This is a genomic window from Salana multivorans (assembly GCF_003751805.1).
Classification (GTDB): domain Bacteria; phylum Actinomycetota; class Actinomycetes; order Actinomycetales; family Beutenbergiaceae; genus Salana; species Salana multivorans.
This window is the reverse complement of record NZ_RKHQ01000002.1, coordinates 276,393-294,577: the sequence shown is the minus strand read 5'-3', so window position 1 is coordinate 294,577 and position 18,185 is coordinate 276,393. Positions and strand designations below refer to the sequence as shown.

Genomic DNA, 18,185 nt, shown 5'->3' with positions numbered 1-18,185 from the left:
CGACCGGGCTCGGTTCGTCGGCAGACGTCACGGCGTGGGCGGGTAGGTCGGCGCGGTGCCGCCCGTTCCCTGCTCACCCTCGGTCTCGGCGGGCTGCTGCCCGGCCGCGACGGAGGGGTCGAACGGCTGCCCGGAGAGCGTGCCCGCGGCCTTGGCCTCGTGCGTCACCTCGTCCGCGGCACCCTGCGCCTTGCGCAGCGCCTCACCCGGGTCCTCGAGGGAGAAGTCGCCGAGGGTGTCGGCGAACGCCGACGGCTCGCGGCGCACGCGCTCCGTCGCCGACTCCCCGTCGTCCGAGCCGCCCGACGGCGCGTTGCCGACGCCGAACGCCCCGGCGACGCCCTGGAGCGCCGCGGTGAACTCGGTCGGGACGATCCACATCTTGGAGGAGGCGCTGTTGGCGATCTGCGGCAGCGTCTGCAGGTACTGGTAGGCCAGCAGCTTGGGGTCCGCGTCGCCGCGGTGGATGGCCTCGAACACCTGGAGGATGGCGCGAGACTCACCCTCGGCCCGCAGGATCGCGGCCTGCGCCTGACCCTCGGCCCGCAGGATGGCGGACTGCTTCTCACCCTCGGCCGTGAGGATCTGCGACTGCTTGACACCCTCGGCCGTGAGGATCGCGGCGCGGCGGTCACGCTCGGCGCGCATCTGCTGCTCCATCGAGCCCTGGACGGACGCGGGCGGGTCGATCGCCTTGAGCTCGACCCGGTTGACGCGGATGCCCCAGCGGCCGGTCGCGTCGTCGAGGACGCCGCGGAGCTGGCCGTTGATCTGGTCGCGCGACGTCAGCGTCTGCTCGAGGTCCATCGAGCCGATGACGTTACGCAGCGTCGTCACGGTGAGCTGCTCGATACCGGTGATGTAGTTGGCGATCTCGTAGGTCGCGGCCTTGGGGTCCGTCACCTGGAAGTAGATGACCGTGTCGATGCTCACGACGAGGTTGTCGGAGGTGATGACGGGCTGCGGCGGGAACGAGACGACCTGCTCGCGCAGGTCGACCCCGGCGCGGACGCGGTCGACGAAGGGGATGAGGAAGTGCAGACCGGCGTACATGGTCGAGTGGTAGCGACCGAGCCGCTCCACGATGAGGGCGACGGCCTGCGGCACGATCCGCACCGCGCGCGCGATCGCCACGATGATGAAGATCGCCAGCAGGCCGACGACGATGATCCCGACTACCTGTCCAGGTTCCACGCTGGAGTTCCTTCCTGTGATCCGGTGGCCCAGTGCCGGTCCGTGCGGACCGCGGCGCTAGGACCGGTGCATGCCGTAGGGGTCGGACGGGTTCGCCGCCACCCCGTCGACGAGGGGGACGACGACGGCGGTCGCGCCGTCGATCGCCGAGACGATGACCTTGGCACCGTCCGGCAGCGTGCCCCGGGCGTCGAGGCGGGCCGTCCAGACCTCGCCGCCGATCTTGACCCGACCGCCGTCGGCGGATAGCGGCATGACGACGACCGCCTCCTTCCCGATGAGCGCGTCGACACCCGTGGCGGTCCCCTGGCTGGTCGACTTGAACCGACGCAGCGCCCACGGCCGGATGGCCACGAGCAGCAGGACCGACACGACGCCGAACACCGCGACCTGGATGACGAGCGGTGCCCCGAGGAGCGCCGCGACCGTCGCCGCGAAGGCGCCTCCGGCGAACATGAGGAAGAGGAGATCGACGACGAGCACCTCGACGACCAGCAGCAGCAGGAACAGCGCGAGCCAGATGATCCACAGCTCCATGACGACCTCCCCTCCGGTGTGCCTCCCGGGTGATGTCACTCGGGTGGTGTTCTCTCGGTCAAGAACATTCAAACTTACAGCATGCGCGACGCGCCAGAGCACGTATCGCCGACTACTGCGCCCGCGCGCTCCACCGCTCGCCGTGCCGGTCGACGACGAGCGGCATCCCGAACGTCGCCGAGAGGTTCTCGGCGGTCAGCGTCTCGGCGATCGGACCCGCCGCGAGCACGGCCCCGCCGCGCAGCAGCAGGACGTGCGTGAAGTGCGGCGGGATCTCCTCGACGTGGTGCGTGACCAGCACGGTCACGGGCGAGGCCGGGTCGCCGGCGAGCTCGGCGAGCGCCGCGACGAGCTCCTCGCGCCCGCCGAGGTCGAGCCCGGCGGCCGGCTCGTCGAGCAGCAGCAGCTCGGGGTCGGTCATGAGGGCGCGCGCGATCTGGACGCGCTTGCGCTCGCCCGAGGAGAGCGTGCCGTAGGTGCGGTCGGCGAGGTGTCCGACGCCGAACGCGTCGAGGAGCGTCTGCGCCCGCTCGGAGTCGAGGTCCTCGTAGACCTCGCGCCAGCGCCCGGTGACCCCGTAGGAGGCGGTGAGCACGACGTCGAGGACGAGCTCGTCGCCCGGGACCTGCTGCGCGAGCGCGGCCGAGGCGAACCCGATCCGCGGGCGCAGCTCGAACACGTCGACCCGCCCGAGCCGGTCCTCGAGGATCTCGACGGTCCCGCTCGTCGGGTGCATGCGCGCGGACGCGAGCTGCAGGATCGTCGTCTTCCCGGCCCCGTTGCGGCCGAGGACGACCCAGCGCTCGCCGTCGTTCACCTCCCAGGTCACGTGGTCGACGATGTTCCTGCCGCCGCGACGCACGCAGACGTCGTCAAGGGAGAGCACTCCAGCCATGCCTCGACCCTACCGACCGCGCGGGGCTCCCGGCGGGTGTGACGCGGCCGCGCCGGACATTCGACCGGCCCGGCTTCCGTATCGTCGTCGCGTGCCCATCGACCTGCTCCCCCGCGCCGTCCGTCTCGCGCTCGCCTGGGAGGTCGGCGGCGGCGACGCGGTCGCGCCCGGCCTCGGTGCCGAGCTGCTGTGGGCGGCGCTGCCAGCCCCCGGCGACCCGCAGGGGCTCCCGCCCGCGGTCGTCCGGGAGACCGACGGGGACGACGCGGACGGTGCCGTCGTGGTCCGGGCGCGCACGGGCACCTGGGCGCTGCTGCCGACGGTGACGCGCTACGGCTCGCGGCTCGAGCCGGGCGAGAGCGTCGCCTGGCGGGTCATGGACGCGGGCGGGCCCGGCGTCGCCGTCCGCCCGCCGAGCCTCGCGCCGGGCGAGGCGCGGCTCGCCCTGGTCTCGGCGCTGCACGAGGCGACCGACACCCTGACGGAGCTCGATGTCGCGAAGGAGCGGCCCGAGCTGCGCGAGGCGTTCCTCGACCTCACCGGCCCGCCGGACCCCGACGTCGGGGAGCTGCTGGTCGCTCTCGACGACCGGCGGGCGGCGCTCCTGGTGCAGGCGGCGCGCGTCCTGCGGATCGTCGAGCTGGCGCGCGAGGACGACGGCGCGGCCGTGACCGCCGGCCAGGTCGCCGCCCGCTCCGCCGCGCTCGGACCGCTCGGGCACGCGGCGCGCTCGGCCGTCGCGGTGGCGACGCTGCGCCGCGTGTAGCCGGTGCGGCTACCGTCCGCTGTGCGCGGATCGGGTCCGCGCGAGGAGAGACGGGTGCGGAGTGTCCCGAGGGACACGCCGCACTGGACGCTCTGAGCCAGGGGCCGATCCGCGGAGAGCGGACGCCCCGGCTAGCCGTTGGCGCGCGCGAGCACCGTCTCGTAGACCTCGAGCGTGCGCTCGCCGATCGCCTCCCAGGAGAAGTGGTCCTCGGCCCGCTTGCGCGCGGCGATCCCCATGGTGGCCGCCCGCTCCGGGTCGGTCACGAGCTCGGTGAGGGCCGCCGCGAGGTCCGCCTCGAACCTCTCCGGGTCCAGCGGGGTGCCCGTGCCGTCGGTCTCCTGGTCGAGCTGGACGAGCAGACCGGTCACGCCGTCGTCGACCACCTCGGGGATGCCGCCCGTCGCCGACGCGACGACGGGAAGGCCGACGGCCATCGCCTCGAGGTTGACGATGCCGAGCGGCTCGTAGATCGACGGGCAGACGAAGACGGTGCTGGCGGCGAGCACGGCCACGAGCTCCTCGCGGGGCAGCATGTCCGGGATCCAGACGACGCCCTGGCGCTCCGTCGACAGCTCGGCGACGAGTCCCTCGACCTCGGCCTTGATCTCGGCCGTGTCCGGCGCGCCGGCGCACAGCACGATCTGGACGTCGGCCGGCAGCCGGCGCACGGCCCGGAGGAAGTAGGGCAGGCCCTTCTGGCGCGTGATGCGGCCGACGAACACGACGGCGGGACGGTCGGGGTCGATGCCGCGGGCGATCGCGAGCTCGCGGGCGCGCTCGGTGATCCGGCGCCCGTCACCGTCCTCGGCCACGGGCCGGGACCAGCGCTCGAGGTCGATGCCGTTGTGCACGACGAAGACCTTCTCCGGGTCGACCTCGGGGTAGGAGCGCAGGATGTCCTCGCGCATGCCGGCGCTCACGGCGATGATGCCGGACGCGGCCAGGTACGCGGTGCGCTCCACCCAGCTCGAGACGCGGTAGCCGCCGCCGAGCTGCTCGGCCTTCCACGGCCGCAGCGGCTCGAGGCTGTGGGCCGAGATGACGTGCGGGACGCCGTGCAGCAGGTGGGCCAGGTGGCCGCCCATGTTCGCGTACCAGGTGTGGGAGTGGACGAGGTCGGCGCCCTCGACGCCCTGCGCCAGCTCCAGGTCGACGCCGAGGGTGCGCAGCGTCGCGTTCGCCTCGGCGAGCTCGGGCAGGTCGGCGTAGCCGGTGACGCGCGGCAGGTCCTCCCCCTCGGGCGCCTCCGGACGCGGGCCGTCGAAGCAGCGGACGTGGACATCGATCCGACGGGCCAGGACCGCGGCCAGCTCAGCGACGTGCACACCGGCACCGCCGTAGATGTAAGGGGGGTACTCGCGCGTGAGCAGATCGACTCTCATGGCGGCATCTTGCCAGTGAATTGGGTCGTTGCCGACCACGTCACGGTCTCACCACGAGAGTTCCTTTGCGCTCACCAGACGGAACGCTTGGCGTCTGCGGGCGGTGACCCCCTACAGTCGGGCCATGGCAGCACCTCGCGTCCTTGCAATCGTCCTCGCCGGCGGCGAAGGCAAGCGCCTCATGCCCCTCACCGCTGAGCGGGCCAAGCCGGCAGTGCCGTTCGGCGGTATCTATCGCCTGATCGATTTCGCGCTGTCCAACATCGTGAACTCCGGGTATCTGCGCGTCGTCGTCCTCACCCAGTACAAGTCGCACAGCCTCGACCGACACATCTCCAAGACCTGGGACATGTCCCGCATGCTGGGCAACTATGTCGCCCAGGTTCCCGCGCAGCAGCGGATGGGCAAGAACTGGTACCTCGGATCCGCCGATGCGATCTATCAGAGCCTCAACCTCATCTACGACGAGCGGCCCGACATCGTCGTCGTGGTCGGCGCGGACAACATCTACCGGATGGACTTCTCCCAGATGGTCCAGGCGCACATCGAGTCCGGTGCGCGCGCGACCGTCGCGGGGATCCGTCAGCCGCTCTCCCTCGCGGACCAGTTCGGGGTGATCGAGGCCGACCCGGCCGACCCGCGCCGGATCGCCGCCTTCCGGGAGAAGCCCTCCGACGCCGTCGGGCTGGCCGACTCCCCGGACGAGGTGCTCGTCTCGATGGGCAACTACGTGTTCGACGCGGACGCCCTCGTCGAGGCGGTCCGCCGGGACGCCGAGGACGACTCCTCGCGGCACGACATGGGCGGCGACATCGTCCCGGGCTTCGTGGCCCGCGGCGAGGCCGCGCTGTACGACTTCATCGAGAACGACGTGCCGGGCTCCAGCGACCGCGATCGCGACTACTGGCGGGACGTCGGCAACATCGACGCCTACTACGAGGCGAACCGGGACCTCATCCACGTGGTCCCCGTGTTCAACCTCTACAACGACGAGTGGCCGCTCTACACGGGCTACACGGGCCTGCCGCCCGCGAAGTTCGTCCACTCCTCGGCCGACCGGATCGGCCTCGCCGTCGACTCGATCATCTCCCCCGGGGTCGTCGTGTCCGGGTCCGAGGTGCACGGCTCGATCGTGTCGCCCGGCGGTCGGCTGAACTCGTGGTCCCGCGTCACCGACTCGGTCCTGCTCGACGACGTGCACGTGCAGCGGCGCGCGCAGGTCAACCGCGCGATCCTCGACAAGAACGTCGTCGTGGAGGAGGGCGCGAGCGTCGGCCTCAACCGCGAGCTCGACCTGGCCCGCGGCTTCACCGTGACGCCATCGGGCATCACGGTCGTCCCGAAGGGGATGCGCGTGGGCGTCGACACCGTCACCCCGGACCCGCGCTGGTGACGGACCCGGAGCAGACGACGACGGCGCGGGGGGAGCTCCCCCCGCGCCGTCTCGTCGTGATGGACGTCGACTCGACCTTCATCACGGCGGAGGTCATCGAGCTCATCGCCGAGCGCGCGGGCACGCGGGAGCTGGTAGCCGCCGTCACGGAGGCCGCGATGCGCGGCGAGCTCGACTTCGCCCAGTCGCTGCGGGAGCGCGTCGCAACGCTGCGGGGCGTGCCAGAGTCGGTCCTCACCGAGATCGCCGACGAGGTCGAGGTCTCCCCCGGCGTCCCGGAGCTGGTCGCGTTCCTCGCCGAGCGCGACTGGCCGCTCGCGCTCGTCTCGGGCGGCTTCATCGAGGTCGTCGCCGTGCTCGCGCGCCGCTGGCACGTCGCGCACGCGCGCGCGAACGTCCTCGAGGTGGACGACGCCGGCCTGCTCACGGGCCGCGTCACGGGTCCGATCATCGACCGGGCGGCCAAGGAGGCGGCGCTGCGCGAGTTCGCCGCCCTCGAGGGGGTTGCCATGCGGGACACCGTCGCGATCGGCGACGGCGCCAACGACCTCGACATGCTCGCGGCCGCCGGGCTGGGGATCGCGTTCCGCGCCAAGCCGGTCGTCGCCGCCGCGGCGGACCACGCCGTGCACGACTCGCTGGTCGAGGTCGTCGAGCTGCTGAGCTGAGCCGGCCGCCGGGTCGTCCCCGGAGCGACGTCGGTCGTCCTCGGCGTCAGTCGGAGCTCTCCGGCGCGTGCCGGACGGCCACGAGGCGCGCCCCGCCGCGGTCGAGCTCGGACCACGGCCCGGGCACCTCGAGCACGCACCGCGCGGCGGTCGGCACGCCGACGCGCACCTGCGCGACCGCGGCCGGGTCGGAGTCGGGACCGGCGAGCACGGCGGCCGTCCCGCTCATGACCGGCTCGTGACCCACGACGATCAGCGTCCGGACCGCGTCGTCGACCCCGCGCACGAGGTCGAGCACCCCGCGCGGACCCGTCTCGTACAGCTCGTCCGTCACGACGCTCGTCACCTCGCCCGGCAGCCGGGAGGCCACGAGGTCCCAGGTCTGGCGCGTCCTGGCAGCGGCGGAGACCAGCGCATGGTCGGGCAGCCGGCCCTCGGCGGCGAGCTCCTCACCGACGGCCGCAGCCTGGCGGCGACCGCGCAGCGCGAGGGAGCGCTCGACGTCGGCTGCGGCGTGCGGCTCGGCCTTGGCGTGCCGCAGGAGGATCAGCGTCGGCATGTCGCGGACCGGCTCACTGGCCCATCGCGTGGAAGCCGCCGTCGACGTGGAGCATCTCCCCCGTCGTCGCCGGGAACCAGTCGGAGAGGAGCGCGACGACGGCGCGGGCGGTCGGCTCGGGGTCGGTGGAGTCCCAGCCGAGCGGCGCGCGGGAGTCCCAGTTGCCCTCCATCTGCTCGAACCCGGGGATCGACTTGGCGGCCGTCGTCTTGATCGGCCCGGCCGAGACGACGTTGACGCGGATGCCCGAGGGGCCGAGGTCGCGGGCGAGGTAGCGGGCGGTGGCCTCGAAGGCCGCCTTGGCGACGCCCATCCAGTCGTAGACCGGCCAGGCGTACCGGCCGTCGAAGGTGAGGCCGACGATCGCGCCGCCCTCGCCGAGCAGCTGCTGCGTCGCCACCGCGAGCGACTTGAGCGAGTACGCCGAGACCTCCAGCGCCGTGGCGACGTCCGCCCACTCGGCGGCGAGGAAGTTGCCGCCCATGACGGACTGCGGCGCGAACCCGATCGAGTGCACGACGCCGTCGAGGTGGTCCGTGTGCTCGCGGACCCGGTCGGCGAGCGCCGCGACGTGCTCGGCGTCGGTGACGTCGAGCTCGACGACGGGCGCCTCGACGGGCAGCTTGCGCGACGCGATCTGGGTCAGCTTCATCTGGCGCCCGAAGGAGGTGAGGATGACACGCGCCCCCTGCTCCTGCGCGAGGCGCGCGGTGTGGAAGGCGATGGAGGCGTTCGTGAGAACCCCCGTGACGAGCAGGGTCTTGCCCTCGAGCATGCCCATGGTGACTCCTTCGGTTCGTGGTCGGTGGCCGGTGGCGGGTGACGTGTCCTGGCGGGGCGCGGGCGGGCTCAGTGGCCCATGCCCAGCCCGCCGTCCACGGGGATGACGGCGCCCGAGATGTACCCGGCGTCGGGTCCGGCGAGGAACTCGACGACGCCGGCCACCTCGTCGGGCTGGGCGAACCGCCCGGCCGGGATGGCGCCGAGGTACTTCTCCTGCTGATCCGTCGCGAGGGCGTCGGTCATCGCGGTCTGGATGAACCCGGGGGCGACGACGTTCGCGGTGATCCCGCGTCCGCCGAGCTCGCGCGTGATCGAGCGGGCCATCCCGACGAGGCCGGCCTTGCTGGCCGAGTAGTTCACCTGTCCGGCACCGCCGTAGAGCCCGACGACCGAGGAGATGAGCACGATCCGGCCGCGGCGCAGCCGGATCATCCCCTTGCTGGCACGGCGGGCGCACCGGAAGGCGCCGGCGAGATTGACGTCGATGACGTCGTCGAAGTCGGCGTCGCTCATCCGCATGAGCAGGCCGTCCCGCGTGATGCCGGCGTTGGCCACGAGGACCTCGACCGGTCCGAGCTCGTTCTCGATCGCGGTGAACCCGGCGTCGACGGCCTCGGTCGACGTGACGTCCCCGGGAACCGCGAGGACCCCGTCCGGAACCTCCGTGCCGCGGGAGAGGGTGGCCACCCGGTCACCGAGGGCGACGAAGCGCTCGGCGATCGCGCGGCCGATCCCGCGCGTGGCGCCGGTGACGAGAACGGTGCGGGGCGTGTGATCGTGTGGCACCCGGTCAACCTAGCGGATCAGCCCTTCGGTGGGCACGACGGCAGGCGTACCCTCGGGGGATGACCGGCGTGCCCTCGATCACGAGTGCCCGTCCGTCGCGGACCCTCGACCGCGCGACGCGCAGCCGCCGCTACATGCTCACGATGGGCGTGCGGATGGCGTGCTTCGCGCTGGCCATCGTCGTGGACGGCCCCTGGCGCTGGGCCTTCGTCGTCGGCGCCGTCGTCCTGCCCTACTTCGCCGTCGTGCTGGCCAACGTCGCCTCCAGCGGCGGCGGCCCCGGGATCGACGAGGTCGTCGAGGCACGCCGGATCGAGGCCGGCGTCACCGTCCCCGAGCCGCTCGACGACGGCGGTGAGCACCGATGACGCAGGGCGCCGTCGTCTGCAGCGCGCGCGGCTGCCGCAGCGAGGCCGTGTGGGCGATCGAGTGGCGCAACCCGCGCATCCACGGCGAGGACCGGCGCAAGGTCTGGACCGCCTGCGAGGAGCACGTCGACTCGCTGCGCGAGTTCCTCACGGCGCGCTCGTTCCCGCTCGAGATCGGGCTGCTGCGCGAGGGCCACGGGGTCGCCAGGTGAGCGGACCCGGGGCGATGGGCCGCGGCCGGCTGGTCGGGCTCGTCGCGTTCCTCCTCGCGTGCTCGATCGCATGCGTCGGTCTCGGCTACTGGCAGTGGACGCGGCACGTGCACCGCGCCGAGCAGGTCGCGCTGGTCAACGCGAACCTCGGCGCCGACCCCGTCCCCGCCGCCGAGCTGCTGGGCCCGGAGCTGACGACCCCGGTCGACCCCGACGACGTGTGGCGCCCGGTCGGGCTGACCGGCGAGTGGGTCGCCGACACGGGCGTCCAGCTCCGCAACCGTCCCGTCGACGGGTCCAACGCCTCCCACTCCCTCGCCCTGCTCCGGACCGACGCGGGAACGGTCCTCGTCGTCGACCGCGGCTGGTGGGCCCAGACCGACACGGTCCCGGGCGGCGCGCTCGACCTGGCGCCCGGCGAGGTCGAGCTCACCGCCCGCCTGCGCGCGGCCGAGCCGGCCGACCCGCGCACGGGACCGCCGGGGCAGGTGTTCAGCGTGACGCCGTCGGCCGTGCTCGACACGCTCGTCGCCGACGGGCGCCTCACCGGCGCCGAGGCCGACGACGTCGCGGGCGACCTCGCCGCCGGCACGTACGTCATGCAGCTCGTGCCCGAGCCGGCCGCGCCGCTGCACGCGTTCCCGCACCCCGACACGAGCCTGCGCTCGCACCTGTCCTACGCGTTCCAGTGGTGGTTCTTCGCCCTGGCGATCCCGGTCGCCGGCGTCGTGCTCGCGCGGCGGGGCCGCGAGGACGACCACGGCGGCGTCGCTCGACCGCAGCGGGTCCGCCGCCGGCCGACGCTCGCCGAGGAGGAGGACGCCCTGCTCGACGCGCAAGCGGTCGTCCCCCGCGCTCCGGGGTCCCAGGCGCAGGACGCCCGGGCTCAGGCCAGCGAGACCAGCTCCGCGTAGTCGGAGTTCCACAGGTCCTCGTCGCCGTCCGGCAGGAGGAGGACGCGCTCGGGCTCGAGGGCATCGACGGCGCCCTCGTCGTGCGTCACGAGCACGACGGCGCCCGTGAATGTCCGCAGCGCACCGAGGATCTCCTGGCGGCTCGCGGGGTCGAGGTTGTTGGTCGGCTCGTCGAGCAGCAGCACGTTGGCCGCCGAGACCACGAGCATCGCGAGCGCGAGCCGCGTCTTCTCGCCGCCCGAGAGCACCCCGGCCGGCTTCTCGGCGTCGTCGCCGGAGAACAGGAACGAGCCGAGCACGCTGCGCACCTGCGTGTCGGTCAGCTCGGGCGCCGAGCGGCGCAGGTTCTCCACGACGGTCGCGCCGGTGTCGAGCGTCTCGTGCTCCTGCGCGTAGTAGCCGATCTTGAGGCCGTGGCCGGGCTCGACCTGGCCGGTGTCGGGCGCCTCGACGCCGCCGAGGATGCGCAGGAGCGTCGTCTTGCCCGCGCCGTTGAGGCCGAGGACGACGACGCGGGAGCCGCGGTCGATCGCCAGGTCGACACCGGCGAAGACCTCCTGCGAGCCGTAGGACTTCGACAGGTCGCTCGCGCGCAGCGGCGTCCGCCCGCACGGCGCGGGGTCGGGGAAGCGCAGGTGCGCCACCTTGTCCGCCTGACGGGTCTCCTCGAGCCCGGCGAGCATCCGCTCGGCGCGGCGGGCCATGTTCTGCGCCGCCACGGCCTTCGTGGCCTTCGCCTTCATCTTGTCGGCCTGCGCCAGCAGCGTCGCGGCCTTCTTCTCGGCGTTCGCGCGCTCGCGCCGCCGCCGCTTCTCGTCCGTCTCGCGCTGGGTGAGGTAGGCGTCCCAGCCGAGGTTGTAGAGGTCGATCACGGCGCGGTTGGCGTCGAGGTGGAACACCTTGTTGACGGTGGCGCGCAGCAGCTCGACGTCGTGGGAGATGACGATGAAGCCACCCGGGTAGGCGGTGAGGTAGTCGCGCAGCCACACGATCGAGTCGGCGTCGAGGTGGTTGGTCGGCTCGTCGAGCAGGAGCGTGCGCGCACCGGAGAACAGGATGCGGGCGAGCTCGACGCGGCGACGCTGTCCGCCCGAGAGGGTGCGGAGCTGCTGATCGAGCACGCGGGTCGGCAGGCCGAGGTTGCTCGTGATCCGCGCCGCCTCGGCCTCGGCGGCCCAGCCACCCTTCGACAGGAACGTCGCCTCGAGGCGGGAGTAGCGCTCCATCGCCTTCTCGCGCTGCTCGGGCGTGCCGTCGCTCATGAGCTGCTCGGCCTTGCGCATGTTGCGGATGGTCGCGTCGAGGCCGCGCGCCGAGAGCACCCGGTCGCGCGCGAGCACCTCGAGGTCACCCGTGCGCGGGTCCTGCGGGAGGTAGCCGACGTCGTCCGTGCGGATGACCTGGCCGCCGGTCGGCTGGCCCTCCCCCGCGAGGATCTTCGTCAGGGTCGTCTTGCCGGCGCCGTTGCGCCCGACGAGGCCGATCCGGTCGCCGTCGTCGATGCGCAGCGACGCGTCCTGCAGGAGCGTGCGGGCACCGATGCGGATCTCGAGGGCCTGGGTGGTGATCACGTGGGGAGAGTCTAGGTCGCCGCGGCAAGCCGAAATCGCCGGGCGGCCCGGCCGGCGACCCGGACGGCGGGCGCCGTGGTCAGCGCAGGCGGCCCACGAGCGCCCAGGCGCCCGGCAGCAGGGCCGCGGCGAGGAGGGCCTTGATCGCGTCGCCGACGAGGAAGGGCACGACGCCGAGGGCGAGCGCCGTCGGCAGGTCGACGCCGAGGAAGACCATGAGCCACGGCACGCCGAGCGCATAGACGACGACGCCGGCGAGGAGGCCGGCGAGCGTCGTGCGCCACACCGACCGGTCGACGCCGCGGCGCGCGAGGGCGCCGACGACGGCGGCCGCGAGCACCATCCCGAGCAGGTAGCCGAACGAGGCGAACTGCCAGCCGGAGGCGCCGCCGGCGAACCAGCCGACGCCGGCGATGCCGGCGAGGAGGTAGAGCGCCAGCGACACCGTCGCACGCAGCGGGCCGAGGGCGGCCCCGACGAGGAGCACGCCGAACGTCCCGAGCGAGAGCGGCACGGGCGTGAAGGGCAGCGGGACGAGCACCTGCGAGAGCCCGGCGACGAGCAGCGTCCCGGTGAGCACGAGGACGGCGTCGGCCACCAGCGCGCGGGCACGGGTGCCGGCGGCGGGCAGGAGGTCGGCGAGGACGGGGCGTGAGCCGAGCGCGATGGCGGCCGTGGGAGTTGTCGTCACGGCACAACCGTAGGGGCAGGCGACGCGGGCGGTGACGGCGCGCCACCTACCAACCGCGGGGGCACCGGTTGTGGGAACCCGACAGCGACTAGCGTGAGCGGATGGGATTCTTCGACGGCTGGCGCAAGAAGCAGAGCCCCGACCTGACGACGATGGTGGCGGACGAGCTCCGGTCCCGCGGGTTCACCCCGACCGTCGTCTCGCCGGACGAGCTCACCTACCCCGACGCCGCCGGCGGCACGCAGCGCTGCTACCTCGACAACCTGCGCAAGCGCCTGGCCGACGTCCCGACCGACGACTGGGCGGCCGAGGTGACGCGGTTCGTCGGCATAATGACCTCCCCGCCCGACTCCCCCGCGAACCTCGAGGAGGTGTGGGACCGGATCTATCCCCGGATCCTGCACCGCGCGACCTTCCAGGGCCTGCCGGCGGACGCCGAGGAGCAGGTCGCAACGGCGGGGATCCGGCTCACCGACGACCTCCTCGTCCTGCCGGCGATCGACCACCCGGACCAGGTCGCGACCGAGCTGGACGTCGCGAAGTACGGCGGCTGGGAGGCCGTCTGGCCGGTGGCGATCGAGAACCTGCGCCGGCTCCCGCAGCCGGCCTACCGCCGGTTCGACGCCGACGACGGCGACCCCGCCGGGGCCGTGCACCTGTTCGAGAGCGAGGACTTCTTCGGCGCGAGCCAGCTCCTGCGGATGGACGAGCTGCTCGCGGCGGCCGGGCTGTCCCTCGACCTGAGCAACGGCTACCTCGTGGTGCTGCCGGCGCGGACCGTCGTCGCGATCCACCCGGTCACCAGCGCGACCGGCGTCGTCAGCGCGATGAAGCCGCTGCGCTACATCGCCGAGGCCGACCTGCCCGGCGGCATCACGGACGTCGTCCACTACCGCGCCCCCGACGGCACGCTGGAGCCGGTCAGCCGCCGCGACGGCGCGGACTTCACGCTCACGGTGACCGGGCGGTTCGAGGACGCCATGCGCGCCATCGGCGCGATCGGCTGACGACTCCTACGATGGGCTCGGCCACACTCGACAGGGGGCGACGATGACGTTCAACAAGGACGCGGACATCTCGGGCAACCGGGTCCGCAGGGCCGGCGCCGGACGCGCGACCGGCGTCGCCGTCGGTGGCGTCGGTGGGATCGGGCTGCTCATCCTCCTGGTCGTGCAGCTCCTCGGCGGGAACGCCCAGGACATCGACCTGTCCGGGCTCACGGGCACCAACCAGGCCGAGTACGCGCCCGGCGAGGGCGAGGAGTCGCTCGTCGACTGCCTCGACGGCGCCGACGCGAACGAGCGCGTCGAGTGCCGGATGCAGGCGACGGCGCTCTCGCTCGACGCCTTCTGGGAGACGACGCTCCCGGACCAGGCCGGCATCCCCTACGAGCTGCCAGGGTTCGAGCTGTTCACCGCGCAGGTGAGCACGGCGTGCGGCGCGGCGACCTCGGCGGTCGGTCCGTTCTACTGCCCGCCCGACCGCACCGTGTACCTCGACACGTCGTTCTTCGCCGAGCTGTCGGGCAAGTTCGGCGCCGAGGGCGGGCCGCTCGGCGAGCTCTACGTCGTCGCCCACGAGTTCGGGCACCACATCCAGAACCAGCTCGGCACGATGGACGCGGTGAACCGGACCGGGACGGGCCCGACGTCGGACGCGGTCCGGCTCGAGCTCCAGGCCGACTGCTACGCCGGCATGTGGGTCCGCGGCGCCGTCGAGACCAAGGACGCCAACGGGAACTCCTACCTCCTGGCGCCGACCCAGCAGGAGGTCGAGCAGGCGCTCTCGGCGGCCGCGGCCGTCGGCGACGACCACATCCAGGAGACGTTCAGCGGTCAGGTCCAGCCCGACACCTGGACCCACGGGTCCTCGGTCCAGCGGCAGAACTGGTTCGTCACCGGGTACAACGAGGGGACGCTCACGGCGTGCGACACGTTCGCGGTGAGCGGCGACCAGCTCTGAGCCGGTGGCGGCCCCGGACCGGGGCCGCCGAAGTTCAGGACGGGGTGCCGCAGTCGGCGGCGGCCTGGGTGAACGCCTCGACGAGCGCGTTCCCCTCGGCCTCCTCGTCTGCCGGCGTGTAGTTCTCGTCGCCGTCCACGAGTGCGCGCAGCGTCTCGTCGCTCAGCTTCGAGTCGGCCAGGATGCCGGCGTAGCAGTCGGCCATCTCCTGATCCATCGTCGACCCGTTGGTCACGTCCGAGCCGGCGGTCAGCACCTTCGCGATCTCCCCCGCGCTGGGACGGCCGGAGGCGCTCCCGCCGCTCCCGTTCGAGCCGCAGGCGGCGAGTCCAAGAGCCGCGAGGAGCGGCAGGGCGAGCAGCGTGCGGGTGGTCGTGCGGGTCATGGCGCCTCCTGCTGGGTCGTCGGTTCGTCGCCGCGGCCGGCCTGGACACGAGCCGGCCACGAACGACGCTACGGTACCCGCCGGCGACCCTTCGATCCGTCGACGCGAGGCCGACCGAAAGCCACCGAGTCCTTCTCACCCCACCCCAGGACGCCCGGATCGGCCGCCAACAAAGCGCGTCGACGCACGTCTTCCGACCTTTTCGCACGCCCTCCGAGCATCACTTAGTTTCTCGCCGGGAGACTGGTAGAACGGGCGCATGCCACCCTCCCGTGATCGCGTGACGCACGCCTCGATCGCCGGAGTCGTCGATCGACCCCGCCTCTACCGGGTCATCGGTTCCCCGCTCGTGCGGGTCTGCGTCGTCCAGGGACCCTCCGGCTGCGGCAAGACGACGCTGCTGCGCAGCTGGCTGCTGCACGAGACCAACCGCGCCCCCGTCCTGTGGGTCTCGCTCAACGACACCATCACGAGTCGGCAGTCCTTCTGGCACCACGTCGCCACGAGCGCGGCCCGGCTCGGCGGCCTGTCCGAGGAGCAGATGCGCCGCACCCGGGCGCAGCTCGCCATGGCGGCCGACCCGGTCCGGATCGCGGCCGACCTGCTGACGAGCACCGATCCCGTGACGATCGCCCTCGACGCCTACGAGTACCTCGGCGCCGCCATGCCCGAGATCGACGCGGACCTGGCACGCCTCGTCGTCGCCGTCCCCGACCTGCGGCTCCTCATCACGACGCGGACGAGCACCGGGCTCGCCGACGTGGACCCACCCGGTGGGATCGCCCGCGTCATCACGCTGGGCGAGCTGGCGCTCACCACCGACGAGGTCCAGTCGCTCATCGAGGACCAGACCGGGCTGGACGACCCCCGCCTGGCTGCCTCCATCGCGAGCGCGACGCGGGGGTACGCGCTCGCCGTTCGCGCGGTCGTGCTCACCCTCGCCCAGCTCGGGACCGTGCCCCGGCTCGACTCGGCCGAGTGGAACGCCGTGGTCGCCTCCCGCCTGGAGTCGCTCCTGCCCGACCCGGTGGCCGTGCGGTTCGTCACCGACACCAGCGTCCCGCCGTACGTCGGGGTCGACCTCGCGACGGCCCTGAGCGACAACCCGGACGCCGCCGACCTGCTGGCGATGCTCGAGCGCAGCGGCTTCGGCCGGTGGATCCCCTACTCGCGGCGCGGCCCCGTCTTCCAGTACGTCGACGCCATCCGGGACACCTTCCGGGCGCGCGCCAAGGCCGACCCGGAGCGGTTCCGCCGCTCGTGCGTGACGACGGCGCAGTGGCTCCTGGAGAACGAGGAGGTCGTCGAGCAGGCGCTCCAGTTCGCGATCGACGGCGAGGACTACGCGCTCGCCGACCGCGTCTTCGTCTCGGTGGTCATCGGCAACCCCGACAGCTACATCACCGACCGGTTCCTCCCGGCGCTGCGGACCGTCCCGCCCGAGGTGCTCGATCGGTACCCGATGCTCGCCTTCGCGCTCGCGCTCGCCCTCCTGACCAACACGATGGTCCGCGCGCAGGGACCGTGGGCGGCCCGGATCGCCTACGGGTCGACGGCGCGACCCTCGTACATCGAGCCGACCGTCGACGCGTTCACGCTCGCCGGCATGCAGGCCATCGCCCGCCGGTTCGACGGCCGATTCCACGAGTCGGCCGACGCGGCGCAGGAGGCGCTCGCGCTGGTCGACGCGATCCCGCCGGACCTGCGCGTCCGCTACGGCGAGACCGTCGGGACGGTCATGCGCCAGCTCTCGTACTCCCTCCTCCAGCGGGGCCGGATCGAGGAGGCGCTCGACGCCGTCCACCGCTCCGTCGCGCTGCTGCCGACGCAGACCACGAGGAACTACTCGACCGTCTACGCGGCCGGCATCAACGCCTTCGCCGGCGACCTCGTCCGGGCGCGGGCGGCGTTCCGGGCGATCGACGACGACGCGTGGCCGGCCGGGCTGCGCAACACCTACCTCAACGGGCCCGGCCTCATCGCGGAGGGGTACGAGCTGCTGGACGCGCTCGACTTCGCTGGCGCTATCGAGCACCTGCGCGGGACGGTCCCCTACAACCACACGGCCGAGTTCTGGCCCTTCTTCGCCGGCATCTCGGTCTCGGCCCGCCACGGGCTGGGCCAGGCCCACGCCGAGGCGATCCGGATCAGCGCGGAGCTCGCGGAGCCGGTTCCGCCCCCGGGCGTCGGCGACAACGTCGCGACCGAGCGGCTCCAGGCGGCCATCGCCCTCGCCTGGCTGGCGGGCGGGGAGCACCGCGAGGCCGTCGGCGCGCTGGCGGACCAGCCGGCGACCAGCCCCTACACGGCGGCCGCGCGGGTCGCGATCCTGCTGGCCGAGGGCCGGGACGACGAGGCGCTGCGCCGGACGTCGGAGCTCCTCGACCTGGCGGGGCACACCATCCGGACGCGGGCGGAGCTGCAGACGTACGGGGCGGTCGCCGCCCTGCGAGCCGGGGACGCCGAGCGGGCCTGGCGGTGGCTCAACGCGGCGACGCTCGCGTGGGAGAGCTACGGCCCGCGGATGCACGTGGCCCTGCTGACGCCCAGCGACCGGCGGCTCCTGTACGACCTCGGCGTCGAGCGCGAGTCGCCGAGCATCCGGCGCTACCTCGACGTGCCGTCCTCGGCCGGACGGCCCTCCGTCGCGACGACGGTCAGCCTGACGAAGCGGGAGATGGTCGTGCTCGGCACCCTCGTCGAGCACGACGGCATCCGCGCGGTGGCGACCGCGCTCGTCGTCTCCCCGCACACGGTCAAGTCCCAGCTCCAGAGCATCTACCGCAAGCTCGGCGTCTCCTCGCGCCAGGCGGCCATCGCCGTGGCGCGCGAGCTGGGGCTGCTCGACCAGCTCCCGCGGCACTGACCGCCGGCCGACGGCCGGCCGCACCGACCGCCGGCCGGACGCCCTCCCGTCGCACCCGCACCGCGGGGTCTCTCGGCGACCCCGCGCGCCGGCCGACGGGGGCAGCTCGCGACGACCGACGGCGCGGCCCCACCCCGGCTCTCACCCGCGCGCTCACCCGGGACTAACCCCGGTACCAAATGCCGTCGTCGGGGGATGAAAAGGGGTCATCCAGCACGGTCGTCACTCTCTGGCTACGAAAGGATCACTG

Annotated in this window: 19 protein-coding genes; 9 read left to right on the top strand and 10 right to left on the bottom strand. The window is 73.1% G+C overall.

All coding sequences use genetic code 11. The features are described 5' to 3' along the window. Positions 1 to 27: 27 nt before the first annotated feature. From EDD28_RS13595 to EDD28_RS13585, 3 genes are all read right to left on the bottom strand, one after another. The gene (locus tag EDD28_RS13595; protein WP_123740320.1) at positions 28 to 1,194 is read right to left on the bottom strand and encodes an SPFH domain-containing protein; all 1,167 of its coding nucleotides are present in this window, start codon (positions 1,192 to 1,194) and stop codon (positions 28 to 30) included. 57 nt (positions 1,195 to 1,251) lie between these two features. Beyond that, positions 1,252 to 1,731 carry an NfeD family protein gene (locus EDD28_RS13590; protein WP_123740319.1) on the bottom strand — a complete coding sequence of 160 codons (480 nt, stop codon included), beginning with the start codon at positions 1,729 to 1,731 and terminating at the stop codon, positions 1,252 to 1,254. A gap of 112 nt (positions 1,732 to 1,843) precedes the next feature. Further along, a complete protein-coding gene (locus tag EDD28_RS13585) occupies positions 1,844 to 2,626 on the bottom strand; it encodes an ABC transporter ATP-binding protein (RefSeq protein ID WP_123740318.1) in 783 nt (260 codons plus the stop codon). Between the two features lie 91 nt (positions 2,627 to 2,717). On the opposite strand from EDD28_RS13585, the gene EDD28_RS13580 reads away from it, so the two are divergent. Beyond that, entirely contained in the window at positions 2,718 to 3,392 is a 675-nt protein-coding gene (locus tag EDD28_RS13580; RefSeq protein ID WP_123740317.1) for a hypothetical protein, read from the top strand. A 131-nt stretch (positions 3,393 to 3,523) separates the two neighbouring features. Here the strand turns inward: EDD28_RS13580 and glgA are convergent, their stop codons facing one another. After that, the gene (glgA, locus tag EDD28_RS13575; protein WP_123740316.1) at positions 3,524 to 4,777 is read right to left on the bottom strand and encodes a glycogen synthase; all 1,254 of its coding nucleotides are present in this window, start codon (positions 4,775 to 4,777) and stop codon (positions 3,524 to 3,526) included. Between the two features lie 124 nt (positions 4,778 to 4,901). Between glgA and glgC the strand changes: the two genes are divergently transcribed. Together glgC and serB are read left to right on the top strand one after the other, a co-directional pair. Beyond that, a complete protein-coding gene (gene glgC, locus EDD28_RS13570) occupies positions 4,902 to 6,170 on the top strand; it encodes a glucose-1-phosphate adenylyltransferase (RefSeq protein ID WP_123740315.1) in 1,269 nt (422 codons plus the stop codon). After that, the gene (gene serB, locus EDD28_RS13565; protein WP_281272570.1) at positions 6,167 to 6,838 is read left to right on the top strand and encodes a phosphoserine phosphatase SerB; all 672 of its coding nucleotides are present in this window, start codon (positions 6,167 to 6,169) and stop codon (positions 6,836 to 6,838) included. Before glgC ends, serB begins: the two co-directional genes overlap by 4 nt. Positions 6,839 to 6,884: 46 nt before the next feature. Here the strand turns inward: serB and EDD28_RS13560 are convergent, their stop codons facing one another. The 3 genes from EDD28_RS13560 to EDD28_RS13550 form a co-directional block, all read right to left on the bottom strand. Beyond that, positions 6,885 to 7,397 carry a SixA phosphatase family protein gene (locus EDD28_RS13560; RefSeq protein ID WP_123740314.1) on the bottom strand — a complete coding sequence of 171 codons (513 nt, stop codon included), beginning with the start codon at positions 7,395 to 7,397 and terminating at the stop codon, positions 6,885 to 6,887. Between the two features lie 13 nt (positions 7,398 to 7,410). Continuing rightward, positions 7,411 to 8,178 carry an enoyl-ACP reductase FabI gene (gene fabI, locus EDD28_RS13555; protein ID WP_123740313.1) on the bottom strand — a complete coding sequence of 256 codons (768 nt, stop codon included), beginning with the start codon at positions 8,176 to 8,178 and terminating at the stop codon, positions 7,411 to 7,413. A 68-nt stretch (positions 8,179 to 8,246) separates the two neighbouring features. Beyond that, on the bottom strand, positions 8,247 to 8,966 hold the full coding sequence (locus tag EDD28_RS13550) for a beta-ketoacyl-ACP reductase (RefSeq protein WP_123740312.1): 720 nt from the start codon (positions 8,964 to 8,966) through the stop codon (positions 8,247 to 8,249). A 59-nt stretch (positions 8,967 to 9,025) separates the two neighbouring features. Between EDD28_RS13550 and EDD28_RS13545 the strand changes: the two genes are divergently transcribed. Genes EDD28_RS13545 through EDD28_RS13535 form a run of 3 tightly spaced genes read left to right on the top strand, consistent with a single transcriptional unit; the run spans position 9,026 to position 10,460 of the window. Beyond that, positions 9,026 to 9,334: a DUF3099 domain-containing protein gene (locus EDD28_RS13545; RefSeq protein WP_123740311.1), complete on the top strand. Its 309-nt coding sequence runs from the start codon at positions 9,026 to 9,028 to the stop codon at positions 9,332 to 9,334. Further along, positions 9,331 to 9,546: a hypothetical protein gene (locus EDD28_RS13540; RefSeq protein WP_123740310.1), complete on the top strand. Its 216-nt coding sequence runs from the start codon at positions 9,331 to 9,333 to the stop codon at positions 9,544 to 9,546. The genes EDD28_RS13545 and EDD28_RS13540 overlap by 4 nt, the downstream gene beginning before the upstream one ends. Then, entirely contained in the window at positions 9,543 to 10,460 is a 918-nt protein-coding gene (locus EDD28_RS13535) for an SURF1 family protein (protein ID WP_148059628.1), read from the top strand. Before EDD28_RS13540 ends, EDD28_RS13535 begins: the two co-directional genes overlap by 4 nt. On the opposite strand, the gene EDD28_RS13530 is transcribed toward EDD28_RS13535, so the two are convergent. After that, positions 10,433 to 12,031, bottom strand: a complete 1,599-nt coding sequence (locus EDD28_RS13530) for an ABC-F family ATP-binding cassette domain-containing protein (protein WP_123740308.1) — start codon at positions 12,029 to 12,031, stop codon at positions 10,433 to 10,435. The genes EDD28_RS13535 and EDD28_RS13530 overlap by 28 nt on opposite strands. 79 nt (positions 12,032 to 12,110) lie before the next feature. Then, the gene (locus tag EDD28_RS13525; RefSeq protein WP_211339231.1) at positions 12,111 to 12,722 is read right to left on the bottom strand and encodes a biotin transporter BioY; all 612 of its coding nucleotides are present in this window, start codon (positions 12,720 to 12,722) and stop codon (positions 12,111 to 12,113) included. A gap of 101 nt (positions 12,723 to 12,823) precedes the next feature. On the opposite strand from EDD28_RS13525, the gene EDD28_RS13520 reads away from it, so the two are divergent. Both EDD28_RS13520 and ypfJ read left to right on the top strand, forming a co-directional pair. Beyond that, positions 12,824 to 13,729, top strand: coding sequence for a DUF1444 domain-containing protein (locus tag EDD28_RS13520; RefSeq protein WP_123740307.1), 906 nt, complete (start codon positions 12,824 to 12,826; stop codon positions 13,727 to 13,729). A 43-nt stretch (positions 13,730 to 13,772) separates the two neighbouring features. After that, entirely contained in the window at positions 13,773 to 14,684 is a 912-nt protein-coding gene (gene ypfJ / locus EDD28_RS13515) for a KPN_02809 family neutral zinc metallopeptidase (RefSeq protein ID WP_123740306.1), read from the top strand. A gap of 34 nt (positions 14,685 to 14,718) precedes the next feature. Here ypfJ and EDD28_RS13510 read toward each other — a convergent pair whose 3' ends face one another. Further along, positions 14,719 to 15,069: a hypothetical protein gene (locus tag EDD28_RS13510; protein ID WP_123740305.1), complete on the bottom strand. Its 351-nt coding sequence runs from the start codon at positions 15,067 to 15,069 to the stop codon at positions 14,719 to 14,721. Between the two features lie 259 nt (positions 15,070 to 15,328). Between EDD28_RS13510 and EDD28_RS13505 the strand changes: the two genes are divergently transcribed. Next, positions 15,329 to 17,935 (top strand): LuxR C-terminal-related transcriptional regulator, encoded by a 2,607-nt coding sequence (locus tag EDD28_RS13505; protein ID WP_148059627.1) that lies wholly within the window; start codon positions 15,329 to 15,331, stop codon positions 17,933 to 17,935. Positions 17,936 to 18,185 lie beyond the last annotated feature (250 nt).